The 14,930-nt window shown below is 69.5% G+C and carries 17 protein-coding genes; 9 read left to right on the top strand and 8 right to left on the bottom strand.

The window, feature by feature from the left end; all coding sequences use genetic code 11:
- Positions 1–33 precede the first annotated feature (33 nt).
- On the bottom strand, positions 34–429 hold the full coding sequence (locus tag ABKA17_RS01340; RefSeq protein ID WP_353689921.1) for a hypothetical protein: 396 nt from the start codon (positions 427–429) through the stop codon (positions 34–36).
- Positions 430–596: 167 nt separating this feature from the next.
- On the opposite strand from ABKA17_RS01340, the gene ABKA17_RS01335 reads away from it, so the two are divergent.
- A complete protein-coding gene (locus tag ABKA17_RS01335; protein ID WP_353689920.1) occupies positions 597–1,082 on the top strand; it encodes a DUF1877 family protein in 486 nt (161 codons plus the stop codon).
- Positions 1,083–1,110: 28 nt separating this feature from the next.
- Here ABKA17_RS01335 and ABKA17_RS01330 read toward each other — a convergent pair whose 3' ends face one another.
- The 4 genes from ABKA17_RS01330 to ABKA17_RS01315 all read right to left on the bottom strand — a co-directional run bounded on the left by ABKA17_RS01330 (position 1,111) and on the right by ABKA17_RS01315 (position 4,997).
- Positions 1,111–1,656, bottom strand: a complete 546-nt coding sequence (locus tag ABKA17_RS01330; RefSeq protein ID WP_353689919.1) for a hypothetical protein — start codon at positions 1,654–1,656, stop codon at positions 1,111–1,113.
- A gap of 261 nt (positions 1,657–1,917) precedes the next feature.
- Positions 1,918–2,421, bottom strand: coding sequence for a hypothetical protein (locus ABKA17_RS01325; RefSeq protein ID WP_353689918.1), 504 nt, complete (start codon positions 2,419–2,421; stop codon positions 1,918–1,920).
- Between the two features lie 101 nt (positions 2,422–2,522).
- On the bottom strand, positions 2,523–3,209 hold the full coding sequence (locus ABKA17_RS01320) for a DUF4328 domain-containing protein (protein WP_353689917.1): 687 nt from the start codon (positions 3,207–3,209) through the stop codon (positions 2,523–2,525).
- A 117-nt stretch (positions 3,210–3,326) separates the two neighbouring features.
- Entirely contained in the window at positions 3,327–4,997 is a 1,671-nt protein-coding gene (locus ABKA17_RS01315; protein WP_353689916.1) for a beta-N-acetylhexosaminidase, read from the bottom strand.
- Positions 4,998–5,152: 155 nt separating this feature from the next.
- Between ABKA17_RS01315 and ABKA17_RS01310 the strand changes: the two genes are divergently transcribed.
- From ABKA17_RS01310 to ABKA17_RS01275, 8 genes are all read left to right on the top strand, one after another.
- On the top strand, positions 5,153–5,701 hold the full coding sequence (locus ABKA17_RS01310; protein WP_353689915.1) for a 2-oxo-4-hydroxy-4-carboxy-5-ureidoimidazoline decarboxylase: 549 nt from the start codon (positions 5,153–5,155) through the stop codon (positions 5,699–5,701).
- A 153-nt stretch (positions 5,702–5,854) separates the two neighbouring features.
- Positions 5,855–6,235, top strand: coding sequence for a succinate dehydrogenase, cytochrome b556 subunit (gene sdhC, locus ABKA17_RS01305; RefSeq protein WP_353689914.1), 381 nt, complete (start codon positions 5,855–5,857; stop codon positions 6,233–6,235).
- A gap of 5 nt (positions 6,236–6,240) precedes the next feature.
- Positions 6,241–6,729: a succinate dehydrogenase hydrophobic membrane anchor subunit gene (locus tag ABKA17_RS01300; protein ID WP_353689913.1), complete on the top strand. Its 489-nt coding sequence runs from the start codon at positions 6,241–6,243 to the stop codon at positions 6,727–6,729.
- Positions 6,730–6,751: 22 nt separating this feature from the next.
- Positions 6,752–8,506: a succinate dehydrogenase flavoprotein subunit gene (gene sdhA / locus ABKA17_RS01295; RefSeq protein ID WP_353689912.1), complete on the top strand. Its 1,755-nt coding sequence runs from the start codon at positions 6,752–6,754 to the stop codon at positions 8,504–8,506.
- Entirely contained in the window at positions 8,506–9,267 is a 762-nt protein-coding gene (locus tag ABKA17_RS01290) for a succinate dehydrogenase iron-sulfur subunit (protein ID WP_353689911.1), read from the top strand. Before sdhA ends, ABKA17_RS01290 begins: the two co-directional genes overlap by 1 nt.
- A gap of 144 nt (positions 9,268–9,411) precedes the next feature.
- Entirely contained in the window at positions 9,412–9,990 is a 579-nt protein-coding gene (locus ABKA17_RS01285; RefSeq protein WP_353689910.1) for a hypothetical protein, read from the top strand.
- On the top strand, positions 9,990–10,280 hold the full coding sequence (locus tag ABKA17_RS01280) for a hypothetical protein (protein WP_353689909.1): 291 nt from the start codon (positions 9,990–9,992) through the stop codon (positions 10,278–10,280). Before ABKA17_RS01285 ends, ABKA17_RS01280 begins: the two co-directional genes overlap by 1 nt.
- Positions 10,281–10,359: 79 nt before the next feature.
- A complete protein-coding gene (locus tag ABKA17_RS01275) occupies positions 10,360–11,052 on the top strand; it encodes a hypothetical protein (RefSeq protein ID WP_353689908.1) in 693 nt (230 codons plus the stop codon).
- Here the strand turns inward: ABKA17_RS01275 and ABKA17_RS01270 are convergent.
- The 3 genes from ABKA17_RS01270 to ABKA17_RS01260 all read right to left on the bottom strand — a co-directional run bounded on the left by ABKA17_RS01270 (position 10,990) and on the right by ABKA17_RS01260 (position 14,888).
- Positions 10,990–11,802, bottom strand: a complete 813-nt coding sequence (locus ABKA17_RS01270) for a hypothetical protein (protein ID WP_353689907.1) — start codon at positions 11,800–11,802, stop codon at positions 10,990–10,992. The two genes, ABKA17_RS01275 and ABKA17_RS01270, sit on opposite strands and share 63 nt — an antisense overlap.
- A 219-nt stretch (positions 11,803–12,021) precedes the next feature.
- Positions 12,022–14,499, bottom strand: a complete 2,478-nt coding sequence (locus ABKA17_RS01265; protein WP_353689906.1) for a DUF4132 domain-containing protein — start codon at positions 14,497–14,499, stop codon at positions 12,022–12,024.
- Positions 14,496–14,888 (bottom strand): hypothetical protein, encoded by a 393-nt coding sequence (locus ABKA17_RS01260; RefSeq protein ID WP_353689905.1) that lies wholly within the window; start codon positions 14,886–14,888, stop codon positions 14,496–14,498. The genes ABKA17_RS01265 and ABKA17_RS01260 overlap by 4 nt, the downstream gene beginning before the upstream one ends.
- Between the last annotated feature and the right edge of the window lie 42 nt (positions 14,889–14,930).

Here is a 14,930-nt window from a genome sequence, read left to right as displayed (position 1 = left end):
GGGCCCCGCCCACTGCACGGGGCCCCGGCCGTCTCAGCTCCGCGCCCCGCCTCCCGTCGCGTCCCGGCACAGCAGCCGCAGCGACCCGTGCCCGGCGAAGCCCCGCCGCGCCTCGTCGATCGGATCCCACAGCCGCCCGTCGGGCGTACGGATCCAGTGGTCGCCCCCGCTCGCCCACCACTCGGCGCCTGCCTGACGGACGATCACCTCACCGGCGTACGCCCCGAAGCCGCGCAGCACCGCCTCGACGGCGTCGTACGGGGTGTCCTCGCGCCGCAGGTCGTCGATCATCCGGTCGACGCGCCACAGGCTCTGCGCCGAGTAGTCGAGCCGTACCCGGGCGCCCTCGCGCATGGTCGCCACCGCGTCCGCCGCCCATCGCACCGGCTTCGTCGCCGCCGTGGGCCTCGTTCCGTACTGAGTCGTCACGTCCCCAAGAGCGCTTGGGGAGGGCCGATCGTCACCCGCTTTCGGCACTTCCCCCGAGACCGGCGCAGAACTGACCCAGCTCCGCCCCACGAGGGTCACAGGACCCTCTCAAGTGCGCGTTTTGCCCGGGAGTGACGGTTCGCGGCCCCCGTGCGCTCCTGTCACTGATGAGCATGTACTTCCACTTCCGCGCCATTCCGCCCGCCGCTCTGCGCAACAGCCCGGCCTGGCTGGAGAAGCTCTTCGAGGACGACTGGGACGCCGTACGGGAGCGGATCGGCCGTCATCGGGAGGAGGTTCTGAACGGCGGCTACCTGGACCACGAGCACCTGTACGCCGACGCCCTGACCGGCGAGGGCCCGCACACCCAGGTGGTCCTCGGGGGCCGGCAGATGCCCCATCGGGACCCGAAGCTGCCGCCGTTCCTGCTCCTGACCGCGGCTCAGGCGCACCGGGTCGCCGACTATCTCGCCACGTCCGACTTCGAGGACCTGTGGCACAACGCCCGCGACGACCTCCTCAAGCCGTACGGCGGCAGACACGCGGAGCCGGAACTCCACGGCGCCTTCGCGGCGGCACACCGCGACCTCACCGCGTTCTACGGCCAGACGGCCCGGTACGGGGACGCGGTGGTCAAGTGGCTGGTGATCTGAGACCCGGCGCGCACTCGGCCCGGCGGCTTCAGCTCCGTCCCCGGGCCCGCCGCGACACCACCGCACGCAGCACGCGCCGGCCCTCCACGGACACCTCCAGGGCCCGGCGCAGTCCGGCGGGGCCGTGGCCGGCGAGGACCTCCAGGACCGTGATCTGACGGCGCAGTTCGGCGGCGGCGAGGGGCGGCATGCCGTCCGTGCGGCCCTCGCGGCGGGCGTCGAGGGAGTCCTCGTCCTCGGCGGGGTCGAGGATCCGGTGGATCTGGAGCGAGGCGACGGAACAGGCGTCGGCCCACATCCGTACCTCGGCGGCGTCCGGCGCGGCGGGGGCGGCCTCGAGCATCCGGCGGGTCAGGACGGTGGCCTCGTCCTCGTCGGGGCCCTCACCGCCGAGCTTGCCGCGCGCGATCGCCAGGCCCGCGCCCCAGTCGCCGGTGTCGGCGAGGCTCGCCCACAGCGGCCGCAGCAGCTCGTCGTCACCGCCCAGCAGCGGCACGCACCGGTCCAAACAAGCCAACCCGCTGGCGGCCAGTCCGCGCTCGTCGGCCTGAGCGATCAGCTCCACCAGACTCATCCACGCCTCCCTCAGGGATCCCGCCCGGATCATGTCGGTGTCGCGGGGCCTGGTGCGCACATCTGCGGCGTTGTCGTCGGTTGCCGACGCTCCGCGTCGACGCCCTCCTCCGCCTTGCAGCTGCACGCACCAGGCCCCGCTCGGGTAGGCCAGGACCTACCGCTCCTCATCTCCGACCTGATCCGGACGGCACCCCTTCGCCTGCGGTCTTCCCTAACGGAGCCCGCACTTCCCCTTACTGCGTGCGACGGCGCCGGAGTGTCACAGGGGCACCACGGCGAGCCGGTCGAGCAGTCTGAAGAACAGGTTTTCGGCCAACGGGTCGGGTTCCGCGGTCAGTACCTCCAGCAAGCCGTCGGCCGTCACCACGTGTCCCGCCTCCTCGGCCCAGGCGGCGGCCCGTTCGGCGGCGTCCCGCGGCTCCAGGAAGTAGTCCTCCAGCGTGAGGCCCTCCTTGTCGGCGCCGACGTACGCGGCCATCGCGGCCCGCGCCAGACACGTCGTCCACGCCCCGCTCTCCGGCCCGGCCGCCTCGACGACCACACAGTCGCTGTCCATGACGTACCCGAACAGCGCGGGCGCCCCGGTCTCCCGGGCCAGGGAGTTCATGGACCCGACGTCGCCCTCCCCGCTCGGGTACTCCCACACCTGCCATCCCCCGGCCGCCTCGGTACGCAGGCTCAGCCCCTCGGCCCCCGCGAGCGCGTCCAGCTCCCCGAGCGGCCGCGCACTGCGGCCCACGACGAAGTACCCCCAATAGCCCATTTCCGGTTCCCCCCGGCATCTCGGCTGCGGCTCGGGCCCGAATACACCACAGTCGTACGGCAGTTCGCAGCCGTATCGGGCAATCCGGGGTATCCGGTGCCTCAGGCGGGCAGCGGGGCGGGGCCCCGGAGCGCCTTCTCGTGCTGCATCCGTGTCAGCCGCAGCACGACGGCGATGGCGAGAGCGGCGGCCACGATGTCGACGGCGTCCGAGAACAGCATCTGCCCCACCGCGTCCTGGATCTCCTCGGCACTCTCGGCCCGGCGGTACGCGGTGGCCGCGGACCGGCCGGAGAGCAGCGAGATGATCCAGAACGTCCACCAGGTGCTGACCAGGCCGTGCGGCCGGGGCGCCCCCCAGGGGCTGCTGGCCTCCCAGATGTCCAGCGTGATCCGGCGCGGGTACCAGAGGTTGACGATCGGCACGAACCAGCCGCCGATCGCCCAGCCCCGCTTCTTGGTGTGCCCGTAGGGGCTGAACACCTCGGCGTTGACCCGCACCCGGTGGAACCAGCACAGGAACACCACGGCGGTCGTGAGCAGCGCGACCGTCTGGACGGTACCGGCGAGGGAGTAGAGCCGGTCCGCGCGCTCGGCGCGCCCGTCGAACAACGCGCCGGCGGCGAGGTCGCCCGTCACGTCGCGCATGACGATGTCGGCCCAGACCGCGAACACATCGGTGGCGATGACGACGCCGAGCCCGGCGACCGCGGCCCACCCGAGCCCGACCGGCGACCGCAGCCAGGCGGCCGGCGCGGCATCGATGCGGGCATGCGGATTTTCGATCATGGTGAGTCGCCCCCCGAATTACCGAACAACGGAACGCCGCGCCCGGTCCTCCCCAGAACCTCACGCGCGGCAACCGGAACATACGGTTCACCAGCGCCGTACGTCCACTCCGATTTCTCAGCCCAGCCGGTCCGCCAGCGCCTTGAACTCGGTCCAGGACAGCGGGGGCCGGTCCGCGTCCCACAGCTTCTGGACCAGGGCCCGCAGCGGCATCCGGATGCCGGCCGCGATCCGGTCCTGGGTCTGCGCGTTCGGGAAGTCGCCCCAGACCGCGAAGTAGCCGCCCGGGATCTGGTCGTCGTACTTCGCGGCGACCGCCTGTGTGCCCCGCACCACACGCGGGGTCCACTGCTCGTAGATCCGCTGTCCCGTCGGATAGAAGAACTGGTTGGGCTCGCCGAGGACGTAGTAGAGGAACAGGTCGTTGTAGTTGACCAGTTGGCGCCCCGCGCTCAGATACTCCACGGGCTGCCGCGCCCCGATCTCCTTGCCGGTCCAGTAGGCGACCCGGATGTCCTTGTCGGGCTGTACGGACGTGCCCCGGAAGAAGCCGTCGTTCCAGGCGAGCGGGGTCCTGCCGTGGGCGCGGACGGTGGCGGCGCGGTCGTTGAGCCAGTCGGTGGTGAGGTCGGCGACGGTCGCGCCGGACCCCAGCTTCTCCCGCGCGGCGGCCGCCAGCTGGGGGTACGAGGCCGCCGGGTCGCGCACCGTCAGGGCCCGGTACTCGTCGCCGCCGAGGTGCCAGGGGCCGCGGGGGAAGAGGCCGGCGTACTCGTTCAGCAGGTCGTCGATGATCCGGGCGGACCCGGCCTCGGAGATGTCGATCGCCCCGGTGGTGGCGACACCGGAGGCGGTGCGCAACTGCAGTTCGGGGTGCGCGGCGAGCACGGCACCCAGATGCCCGGGAGAGTCGATCTCGGGTACGACGGTGATGTGCCGCTCGGCGGCGAGCTTGAGGATCGTCCTCACCTGGGCCTTGGTGAGGTGCTGCGCGGACACGATCTCGGGATGCGAGTCGGACTCGATCCGAAATCCCTGGTCGTCGGAGAAGTGCAGTTGGAGCTGGTTGAACTTCAGGTCGCCGAGTTCGCGCACCCGGTCCTCGATCCAGCCCGCGGTGAAGGGCTTGCGCGCGATGTCCAGGAAGAACCCGCGCACCGCCTTGGCCGGCTCGTCCCGCACGACGCCCTCCGGCGCCGTACCCCCGCCGTGCACCTCCTGCTTGAGGGTGCGGGTCCCGTAGAAGACCCCCGAGTCGGCGGGCCCGGTGATGTCCACCCGGCCGGCGCGCACGGTCATGGTGTACGACTCCGGGCCGTCCCCCGCACCGTCGTCGAGCGCCAGCCGCAGGTCGCCGTCCTTGACGTCCTTCTTCTCACCGGCGTACGTCAGTCCCAGCTCGCCCGCGACCAGCCGCCCCTCCTCGGCCAGTTCCGCGTCGTTCACCACGACCCGCTGTCCGCTCCGCGGCCGCCAGCCCGGCCCGCGCTCCGGCTTGTGCGACCGGACGGCGGGGATCGTGCTCGGGGCCCGCGACAGGGGGTAGGAGCGGGTGGGCGACGGACTCGGACTCGGGGTGCGCGGCGCCGTGCCGGTCGAGGACTCCGCCGCGGTGCCGGAGGGCCGCTGGGCCGATCCCGTCGGCCCGCTGTCGTTCCCGTCCCCCGAGGCCCACAGCCCGAGTCCCACCCCGGCGCCGACGGTCGCGGCCACCGCCGCGACGACGACCACCCGCGTCCGAAGCTGACGTACGTTCTGCGCCGACCGCCGGCGCCTGTGCTGGCTCACCCCGCCAACCTAGGCATGAAGAGTGGCCGAACGGGTCCACCAGGCGTTCCGAAACTCTGCCGTTCGAGTGAAATTCGGGCATCCGTCGGACACGTCTCACCCACTATCGATAACGTGACGCAACACCTCACACAGCTTCCCCTGCCGAAACACACGTGACGCCCACACACCTTCCCGGCCGAGTCGCCATACCGGCGCTGCCCGAGCAGACTCGCACCCCACCGTCGCCCAACCTGCTGGACGCGTTCAACACCGCGTCCCCGGAAGAGGCCCACCACCTGCTCCTCACCTGTCTCCGCAGCCTCCGCTGGTCCCGCCGGGTGGCGGAGCACCGCCCGTACCCCGACCTGGACTCTCTGCTGGCCGCGTCCGACGAGGCGGCGTACGACCTGACGCCGGCGGATCTGTCCGAGGCGCTGGCGGGCGAGACCCTGCCGAGCCTTCCGGACGGAACGTACGAGGCGGCCCATATGGCACTGGACGCCGCACACGCCGCATACGAGGCCAAGTTCGGGCACGCTTTCGTCATCTGCCTCGACGGACTGCCGCCCCACGAGGCACTGGACCACGTACTGGCGGGAATCCGGTCACGATTGACAAACGATCCGGAGGAGGAGCGGGTGCTGGCGGCCGACGAATTGCGGCGTCTGGCGAAGGGACGTCTGGTGGATGCCCTGAGGCGACGCGACCTGGCGCCCCAGTAGTCCGTCCGTGCAACTTTGATCACATCGGTTGGGCCGCTGTAAGCATCCCGACAACACGTCGCTACGATGCTGGGGGCCGGAGGACCGTACCCGGCCGGGCCAGACCGACAGCACAAGCCGGCGGCCCCAATCCCCGCTCCCGGAGGGACTTCCGTGCCGGCTGGAACGCTGTACCGCGGCCGGGAAGGAATGTGGTCCTGGGTGGCTCATCGAGTCACCGGCGTCCTCATCTTCTTCTTCCTGTTCGTTCACGTGCTGGACACCGCTCTCGTCCGTGTCTCCCCCGAGGACTACGACAGGGTCGTAGCCTCCTACAAGACCCCGCTCGTCGCGTGTCTGGAGTACGGCCTCGTCGCCGCCGTCCTCTTCCACGCGCTCAACGGCCTGCGCGTCATCGCCGTCGACTTCTGGTCGAAGGGCCCGCGGTACCAGAAGCAGATGCTCTGGACGGTCGTCGGCCTGTGGGTCGTGCTGATGATCGGGGCGATCTACCCCGTCCTCGGTCACGCCGCTCGTGAACTGTTCGGGAGCTGACGCACATGTCAACCACTGAGAAGACCGCTGACGTCTCGGGTATCGGCCCCGTCGAGGGCGCGTCCCTCTACGACGTCGACAACCCGGCCCCCCTCATCGAGGCCCCGCGCAAGCGCACCAAGAAGACCCCGCGGTCCACCCGCGGCAACTTCGAGATGGCCGCCTGGCTGTTCATGCGCCTGTCCGGCATCGTGCTGGTCGTCCTGGTCCTCGGCCACCTGCTGATCCAGCTGGTGCTCGACGGCGGTGTGTCGAAGATCGGTTTCGCCTTCGTGGCGGGCCGCTGGGCGAGCCCGTTCTGGCAGGTCTGGGACCTGCTGATGCTGTGGCTGGCGATGCTGCACGGCGCCAACGGCCTGCGCACGGTCATCAACGACTACGCGGAGCGCGCGAACACCCGGCTCTGGCTGAAGGGCCTGCTCTACACCGCCACGGTGTTCACCATCCTGCTGGGCACGCTGGTGATCTTCACCTTCGACCCGAACATCCGCTAGGCACGGGGCTGAGGAATTCCTGATGAAGATCCACAAGTACGACACCGTCATCGTCGGCGCGGGCGGCGCCGGCATGCGCGCCGCGATCGAGTCGACGAAGCGCAGCCGTACCGCCGTGCTCACGAAGCTCTACCCCACTCGCTCCCACACGGGCGCCGCGCAGGGCGGCATGGCCGCCGCGCTCGCCAACGTGGAGGAGGACAACTGGGAGTGGCACACCTTCGACACGGTCAAGGGCGGTGACTACCTGGTCGACCAGGACGCCGCCGAGATCCTGGCGAAGGAGGCCATCGACGCCGTCCTCGACCTGGAGAAGATGGGCCTGCCGTTCAACCGGACGCCCGACGGGACGATCGACCAGCGCCGCTTCGGCGGTCACTCCCGCAACCACGGCGAGGCCCCGGTCCGCCGGTCCTGCTACGCCGCGGACCGCACCGGCCACATGATCCTCCAGACGCTGTACCAGAACTGCGTCAAGGAGGGCGTGGAGTTCTTCAACGAGTTCTACGTCCTGGACCAGCTGATCACCGAGGTCGACGGCGTCAAGAAGTCGGCCGGTGTCGTGGCGTACGAGCTCGCCACCGGTGAGATCCACGTCTTCCAGGCGAAGGCCGTGATCTACGCCTCCGGCGGCACCGGCAAGTTCTTCAAGGTGACCTCCAACGCGCACACCCTGACCGGTGACGGCCAGGCCGCCTGCTACCGCCGGGGCCTGCCGCTGGAGGACATGGAGTTCTTCCAGTTCCACCCGACCGGCATCTGGCGCATGGGCATCCTGCTGACGGAGGGCGCCCGCGGTGAGGGCGGCATCCTCCGCAACAAGGACGGCGAGCGCTTCATGGAGAAGTACGCGCCGGTCATGAAGGACCTTGCGTCCCGTGACGTCGTGTCCCGCTCCATCTACACGGAGATCCGTGAGGGCCGCGGTTGCGGTCCCGAGGGCGACCACGTCTACCTCGACCTCACCCACCTCCCGCCGGAGCAGCTGGACGCGAAGCTCCCGGACATCACCGAGTTCGCGCGGACCTACCTCGGTATCGAGCCGTACACGGACCCGATCCCGATCCAGCCCACCGCGCACTACGCGATGGGCGGCATCCCGACGAACGTCGAGGGTGAGGTCCTGAGCGACAACACGACGGTCGTCCCGGGCCTGTACGCGGCCGGCGAGGTCGCGTGTGTCTCCGTCCACGGCGCGAACCGTCTGGGCACGAACTCCCTCCTGGACATCAACGTGTTCGGCCGTCGGGCCGGTATCGCGGCGGCGGAGTACAGCCAGAAGGCCGACTTCGTCGAGCTGCCGGAGGCCCCGGCGGAGTTCGTGGTCGAGCAGGTCGAGCGGCTGCGCTCCTCCACCGGCACCGAGCGGGTGGCGACACTCCGCAAGGAGCTGCAGGAGACCATGGACGCCAACGTCATGGTGTTCCGCACCGAGCAGACGATCAAGACGGCGGTCGAGAAGATCGCGGAGCTGCGCGAGCGCTACAAGAACGTGTCGATCCAGGACAAGGGCCGTCGCTTCAACACGGACCTCCTGGAGGCCATCGAGCTCGGCAACCTGCTCGACCTCGCCGAGGTCATGGCGGTCTCGGCGCTGGCCCGCAAGGAGTCCCGCGGCGGCCACTACCGCGAGGACTACCCCAACCGCGACGACGTCAACTTCATGCGCCACACCATGGCGTACCGCGAGGTGGGCGACGACGGCGCCGAGTCGATCCGGCTCGACTACAAGCCGGTCGTCCAGACCCGCTACCAGCCGATGGAGCGTAAGTACTGATGGCTACCCCTGTTCTGGACAAGGTCGAGGCGGAGTCTGCGGCCTCTCCCTACATCACGGTCACCTTCCGGGTCCGCCGCTTCAACCCGGAGGTCTCGGCGGAGGCCACCTGGGAAGACTTCCAGCTGGAGATCGACCCCAAGGAGCGCGTCCTCGACGGCCTCCACAAGATCAAGTGGGACGTCGACGGCACGCTGACGTTCCGCCGCTCCTGCGCCCACGGCATCTGCGGCTCGGACGCGATGAGGATCAACGGCAAGAACCGCCTTGCCTGCAAGACCCTCATCAAGGACATCAACCCCGAGAAGCCGATCACGGTCGAGCCCATCAAGGGCCTGACGGTCCTGAAGGACCTGGTCGTCGACATGGAGCCGTTCTTCCAGGCGTACCGGGACGTCATGCCCTTCCTCATCACGAAGGACACGAACGAGCCGACGCGCGAGCGTCTCCAGACGGCCGAGGACCGCGAGCGCTTCGACGACACGACGAAGTGCATCCTCTGCGCGGCCTGCACGTCCTCGTGCCCGGTCTTCTGGAACGACGGCCAGTACTTCGGTCCGGCCGCCATCGTCAACGCCCACCGCTTCATCTTCGACTCGCGCGACGAGGCCGGGGAGCAGCGACTGGAGATCCTCAACGACCGTGACGGCGTGTGGCGCTGCCGCACGACCTTCAACTGCACGGACGCCTGCCCGCGCGGCATCGAGGTCACGAAGGCGATCGCCGAGGTGAAGAAGGCGCTGATCACGCGCCGGTTCTGATCTTCCCAGCCTCTCCTCAGGGCCCTGTTTCCGTCACTTCGGGAACAGGGCCCTCTGGTGTTTTTGGCCGGTTTGCACTCCTGCCGCACGACGCCTCCGGCGGTCACACTGCCGTATGCCTGGCACTGCCGACTGGGGGGCCGCGTGACAGACAGACCCGACGGTGAGATCGTCCTGAGCAAGACGAAGCCCGTCAAACGCGGATACGACACTGCGACCAAGGACGTCTTCTTCATAGCGGCACCGCTCTTCACCGCGGCTTCACTGTCTCTCGCCGGCGTAGTGGCCGGCGCCGCCGACAAGTTTCTTGTTGCGGGCCTGACCCTGCTCCTGCTTGTGGGTAGTTCGCTTTCTCTCATCGCCGCTATTCAAATGAACTATCACGCACGCCAGTACCTGTTCAGCGCGGCGGAACTGACCCAAGAACTGAAGACCATGCCCGCTTGGGCAGCCGACGTACACAACACCGAGCTGGCGCGTCACGTTCAGAAGGAACACCTCCCCGCAGACCACAAGTACCGGGAGATCGCACGGCGTTCCGTCCACTGCTACAACATCGGATTATTGCTGCTTGGACTGGGTGTGGCCTGTGCACTCGCCCCGCGCGACTGCGGAGAAGTGGCGCGATGGGTCGCCTGCGGCATGGTGCTGGCAGCCACCATCGGTGAGGCGGTCTGGATCTACTACCTCATCTTCAAAGCCTCGGAGAGACTGGAGAGTTGATGATGTACGACACGGTACTTCCCGGCGTAGGTCTTCCCGCTTACAAATGCTTCGAGTGCGGCGCCCTGTTCGACAGCCCGTCTGGAGCCAACCCGTCAGGATTCGAAACCGCGCTCCGTGATCGGGCGACGCTTAAGAACTTCATAGATCGCTACTACGTCAAGGTCCAGCACACCACTGAGAGGTGCACGATGAGCACTTTCCACCCTGCGGTGCTGGTTCACGCACAATCGTATGATGAGGCCGTCCGACTGCAAGCCGTGATCAATGCGCTGCCCGGCGGCTCCTGACGGGCTGACGACTGCCCCGACCTGCGGGACTACCATGTCGCCGCGGTCGCCTCCATGGCCCGCACGATACGGAGGCGGCATGGGGCAGAGCGACAGGGGTGTCCGCACCTCGCGCGCCCGGGCGTGCGTCGGGCTCGCCGCTGTCGTCCTCGGCTGCTTTCTCGCCGGAGATCTCGTACAACGGGCGCGCGCGGCCATGGACTTCGGTTTCCGGTGGTGGCCCTGGGCGCTGCTGAGCCTGGCCGTGGTCAATCTGTTGCGGTCCGCGCTCCCGACGGGCTCGCTCATCGGCCCGTTTCTGCTCGTGTCCATCGCGCTCGTCGGCCTTGCGGTGTCCCGTCGCATCAGTGCCGGTGCCCTGGCGGACTTCGCTCTGCCCGGGCTTCTCACAGTCGGTGGGGCCATGCTCCTGATCAGTACATCGGAGGCCGGCCCGCGTTCGAGTTGGAGCCGGATACTCACGACGGGTCGGGTCGTCATACCCCATGGCCCGCACAGGACGGTCACCGTACGAGCCGTGCTGGGCGAGCTGCGGGCCGATCTGACGCGGGCGACGGAGAATGACTGGCTCACCGTTCATGTGACCGCGCTCGCCGGGCACATACGGATCACGGTGCCGCGTGACCGTCGGGTGAGGATCTATCACTCCGGAACCGTGTTGACCCGCGTGGTCGTGAGCGGCCCAGAGCTGAAGGAGGCCCCCGATCCCTCAGTCGGCGTCACCGTGCATGTGCTGGGGGTTTGCTCCTTCGTCGCCATAGTCCGGACCTGAGCAACTCTCTCCGTGCTCGTATCGCACTCGCCCTGAGACCCGCCCGGAGAAACGGGCGGTCACCTCGGCGAAGGCCTCGCGCTCGGACTCGCCGTCGGACGGCAGCGGATGCCGCAGCGCCTCCAGAAGTTCAAAGCGGTGCAGGTCGTAGACCACGTGCATCAGGCCGGAGTACGCCTGCGCGACAGTCACGGCCCCTTTGTACGAGACCCCGGCGCTCAACAGGGCCCCGCCGCACAGCCACCAGCGATTCGGCTCGTCATACAAGGCCGACGCGGAGACCACGGTCACCGCCAGAAAGCTCCAGCACAGATTGACGGCGGTGTCCAAGGCGTCCCTGGTCGAACGCAGAGTGTCGGACATGCGATCCGACACCTGCATATAGATCCGCGGCCAGGAGGCAAGGGTCGAGAGGCCGTAACGTTCGCCCGCGGAAAGCTCGCCGGTGCGCAGCGCGTTGCCCAGCGCAGTCGGCAGCAGGGCGTCCACGGACGGACGTGCGGTGCGCCGACGTCCGGCGTCCGCTCGCATGCGGCGGTCGGCCTCGTTCCGCACGGGCCCCGTGGCACGCTCCTCCAAGGCCACCAAGCGTCGCCGCTGTATCTCGATCAGTACGTCGGCCAACCCCGCCGTCGGCCGCCATCTGTCCCAGTACCCCTCCAGCATCCGTACCGCCCGGACCTGAAACGGCTGGAGCAACAGGGCCAGCACCCCCGCGGCCGCGAGGAGGGTCACCAGCGTGCCGACCACGGTCTCCGCGGTCCCCGGGATCACTCTGCTCCAGTCACCGCGCCCGGTGAAACTCCCCGTACGCACAAGGCCCCACAGGGCGGTGAGGAACAATCCGCACGGCACGATCCCGACCGCGAGGAGCCGCCGCACGAAGCCGCCTCCCCCCGTCGGAGCCCACGTCCCGCAGGCTCAACACCCCCAATTTTCCCTTGCGCCTCATCAGTATGACCATCGGCCTCAGAGCTGGCTCAGGATCGTCGGATCTGTGATCTCTCTGTCCTTGGCCAGCAGCATCGCCTTGCTCAGGATCACCGCCAGCATGCGGTCGCCCTCGTAGGGGAGGTAACCGGTCTGCGGTGTGGCGGCGTTGGATCTCGGGACGATGCACACGTACTGGTCGTTCGGGGTGCGGAGGATGTTGCCCGAGCCGAGGTGGATCTTGTACGTGTGGCGGTCGCCCTTGACCTGGAGGAAGCGGCCCTCCAGGGTGCAGCGGTCGGCTATCGCCAGTCTCGGGATCAGGCGTTCCAGGAGGACGCGGCGGGTCTGCGCGCTCTCGGCCAGTTCGCCGAAGCCGTAGGACGTCCAGTACTCCTGGTAGCGGCCGTCGGGGCCGCCGTCCTGCCAGGTCGGGTCGTTGCCGACGCTCGCGACGCCGACGAACAGGTCCACGTCGCGCAGGACTTCGGAGAGGACGAGGGGTGGGATCGAGTCCAGCGGGAGGGGTTCCACCGGCTCCGCCCCGTCGCGCAGCCACATGCGGTACTCGCCTCCGCAGCAGTGCGCCGAGTTCTCCGGGGCGTCGATCGGGTAGAAGCGGACCTGGTCGGTGCGCAGCCGCAGGAAGCTGCCGGACTCGGTGATGTCCTCGTAGTGCTCGCCGCCGTCGCCGTGGATCCAGTACTCGGCGCGCAGGCCCCACTGGGGCAGGTCGCGGGTGGCGGGCGGGGCCTCGTCGTCGACGGACAGGCGGAGCTTGTCGCGCCAGCCCCGGATCGCCGCCAGGGAGTGGAACTGGTGCTGACGGAGAAAGTGGGCCGCGAAGCGGTTGGAGTAGGTGCCCGTCGCCCGCTCCGCGTCCGTCAGCAGGTACACCTCACGGTGGGCCTGCTTGAAGGGCTGGGTGACCGCGTGGCGTTCCAGCCAGTCGCGCCAGGCGACGATCTCGGCGGGTTCGTGGTCCACCGGGTGCCACAGGGAGACCGAGGTGCCGGTCTCCACCGGGTCGTCGGTGAGTGTGCGCAGGGCGCCGTCGGCGTATCCGGCCGTGGTGCCGTCGATGGTCCACAGCAGGCGCCGGGCCAGGGTGCCGACGAGCGGGTGGTCGAGGTAGCGCTCGCGCCAGGCGGGGTAGGACCAGGTGCGGCGGGCCAGGAACTGACGGTCCAGGCGCTCGCTCTGGGCCGAGAGCATCTTGTCGATGTCCTTGACGGCCGCCTTGAGTTCCTTGAGGTCGTCGGCGTGGTCGCGGCGGACGGACGCCGGGACGCTCTTCACGGCCTTGCCGGCCGCGTTGCGCCAGCTCAGCGTGGCCTTGGCGCCCTGGACCTCCAGTTGCGAGGTGACGTCCCCGAGGTGGTGCTCGGCGCGGCCCACCTCTGTCAGTCCGTAGGCGGGGACGGCCAGTTCCTCGATCTCCTCCCGGCTCAGCCCTCTCGCCTCGGCCCGCTCGTCGAGGGCGGCGTCGAGCAGCTTCAGGGTGCCCTTGAAGGTGACACGGGTGCCGAGCCGGGCCAGTTCGGCGAGGGCCGCCTCGCTGTCGATGCGGGCGAGGGCGGTGACACCGGCGTTGGCGACCTTGGGGTTGCGCGGGCCGATCCCCGGGATCTTCCGGAGCGAGGTCTCGACGAGGGCGCCGAGGGCGCGGGCGGTGTCGGGGTGGGGCGGGAGCAGGGAGAGCAGCCAGGCGAGGCCGCGCAGGGCGTCGGCGTTGTAGGGGTCGAAGGCGTCGTTGACGTCCGGGCCGTGGTCCCAGCCGGTCAGGGGGAAGGTGCGGGGGCGGCCGACGAGGGCGAGCCAGGACAGGGCCGCCTCGCGGAAGTGGTCGGCGCCGAGGGTCTCGACGAGCGCGCGGGCCGGCGCGTCCCACTTCTCGGTGGGGCGGGCGCTGGTGGCGGTGGCGAGGTGGGCGAGCAGGGCCTGCCGGTCGGGGTCGTCGCCGGCGTCCCGCAGCGCCTGTTCGGCCCATTCCTCGCCGACGTTGAGCGCGGGGTGGGTGAGTCGCTTCACCACGTTCGTCAGGGTCGCGTCCCGGTAGGTGCTGCTCGCGGCCGTACGCCGGAAGACGGCCACGACGGCCGGGGCAAGTGGGCGGCCCGCGGCCAGCTCGGCCTCGACCAGGCCCTCGTAGCGCGATCCGTACCAGAAGGAGTGCTGCCGGGAGAGTTCGTCGAGCTTCTCGAGCCGCTCGGCGGTGAGGCGTTCGTCGGAGTCGAGGCCGCGTGAGACGAGGCCGAGCAGGGTCACGGCGTTGCTCCGGGCGACCGGCCCGGCCTGACTCGAGCGGTACTGCGTCACGAGACCGTCGGCCAGCAGCGACCGATCCTGCGGCGGCAACTCGCACAGCCGGTCCAGGACGCCGCTCCACAGGCCGGTCCAGTTGCCGTCGTTGATGACCGCGGCCTTCAGCATGTCGGCGGCGAGCTCCGCCAGTTCGCCGTCGGCGGACCGCTGCCGGATCAGGTCCTTGAAGCGCTGGACGTGGCCCATCGTCATCCCCCCACCAGCGCTACGAGCTTCAGGAACGTGACCTCCGTGCCGAGCGCCAGCTCGATCTCCTCGTCGAGCTCGGTGACCTGGCGGTCGCCGACCAGCACCAGGAAGCCGTTGCCCGCGAACGCCCTGAGTGCCAGCGCGGTCTGCTTCTCGGGGTCTATCCGGCGGGGCGTGCGCAGGGCGTAGCCGTTCAGGACGCGCTCGGTGTCCTCGGGCTGGACCAGGCCCTGGAAGACCTCGGGCGTGGCGGCGTTGAACTCGGCGACCTCCTGGAAGACCCGGCGCCGGATCAACTCCCGCACACTGAGCCGCTCCTCGGCGATCTCCAGCCCCCAGCCGTCGCTACGGCTCCCGCTTGTCGTCTCATCGACGAACGTCACGATTCCCATGTCGCCGACAGTACGGCCGACCACTGACATCGCAGTTGCCGG

The organism is Streptomyces sp. RG80, assembly GCF_040446465.1.
Taxonomy (GTDB): domain Bacteria; phylum Actinomycetota; class Actinomycetes; order Streptomycetales; family Streptomycetaceae; genus Streptomyces.
Note: the sequence above shows the minus strand (reverse complement) of the source record. Positions and strands in the feature narration are given on the sequence as shown.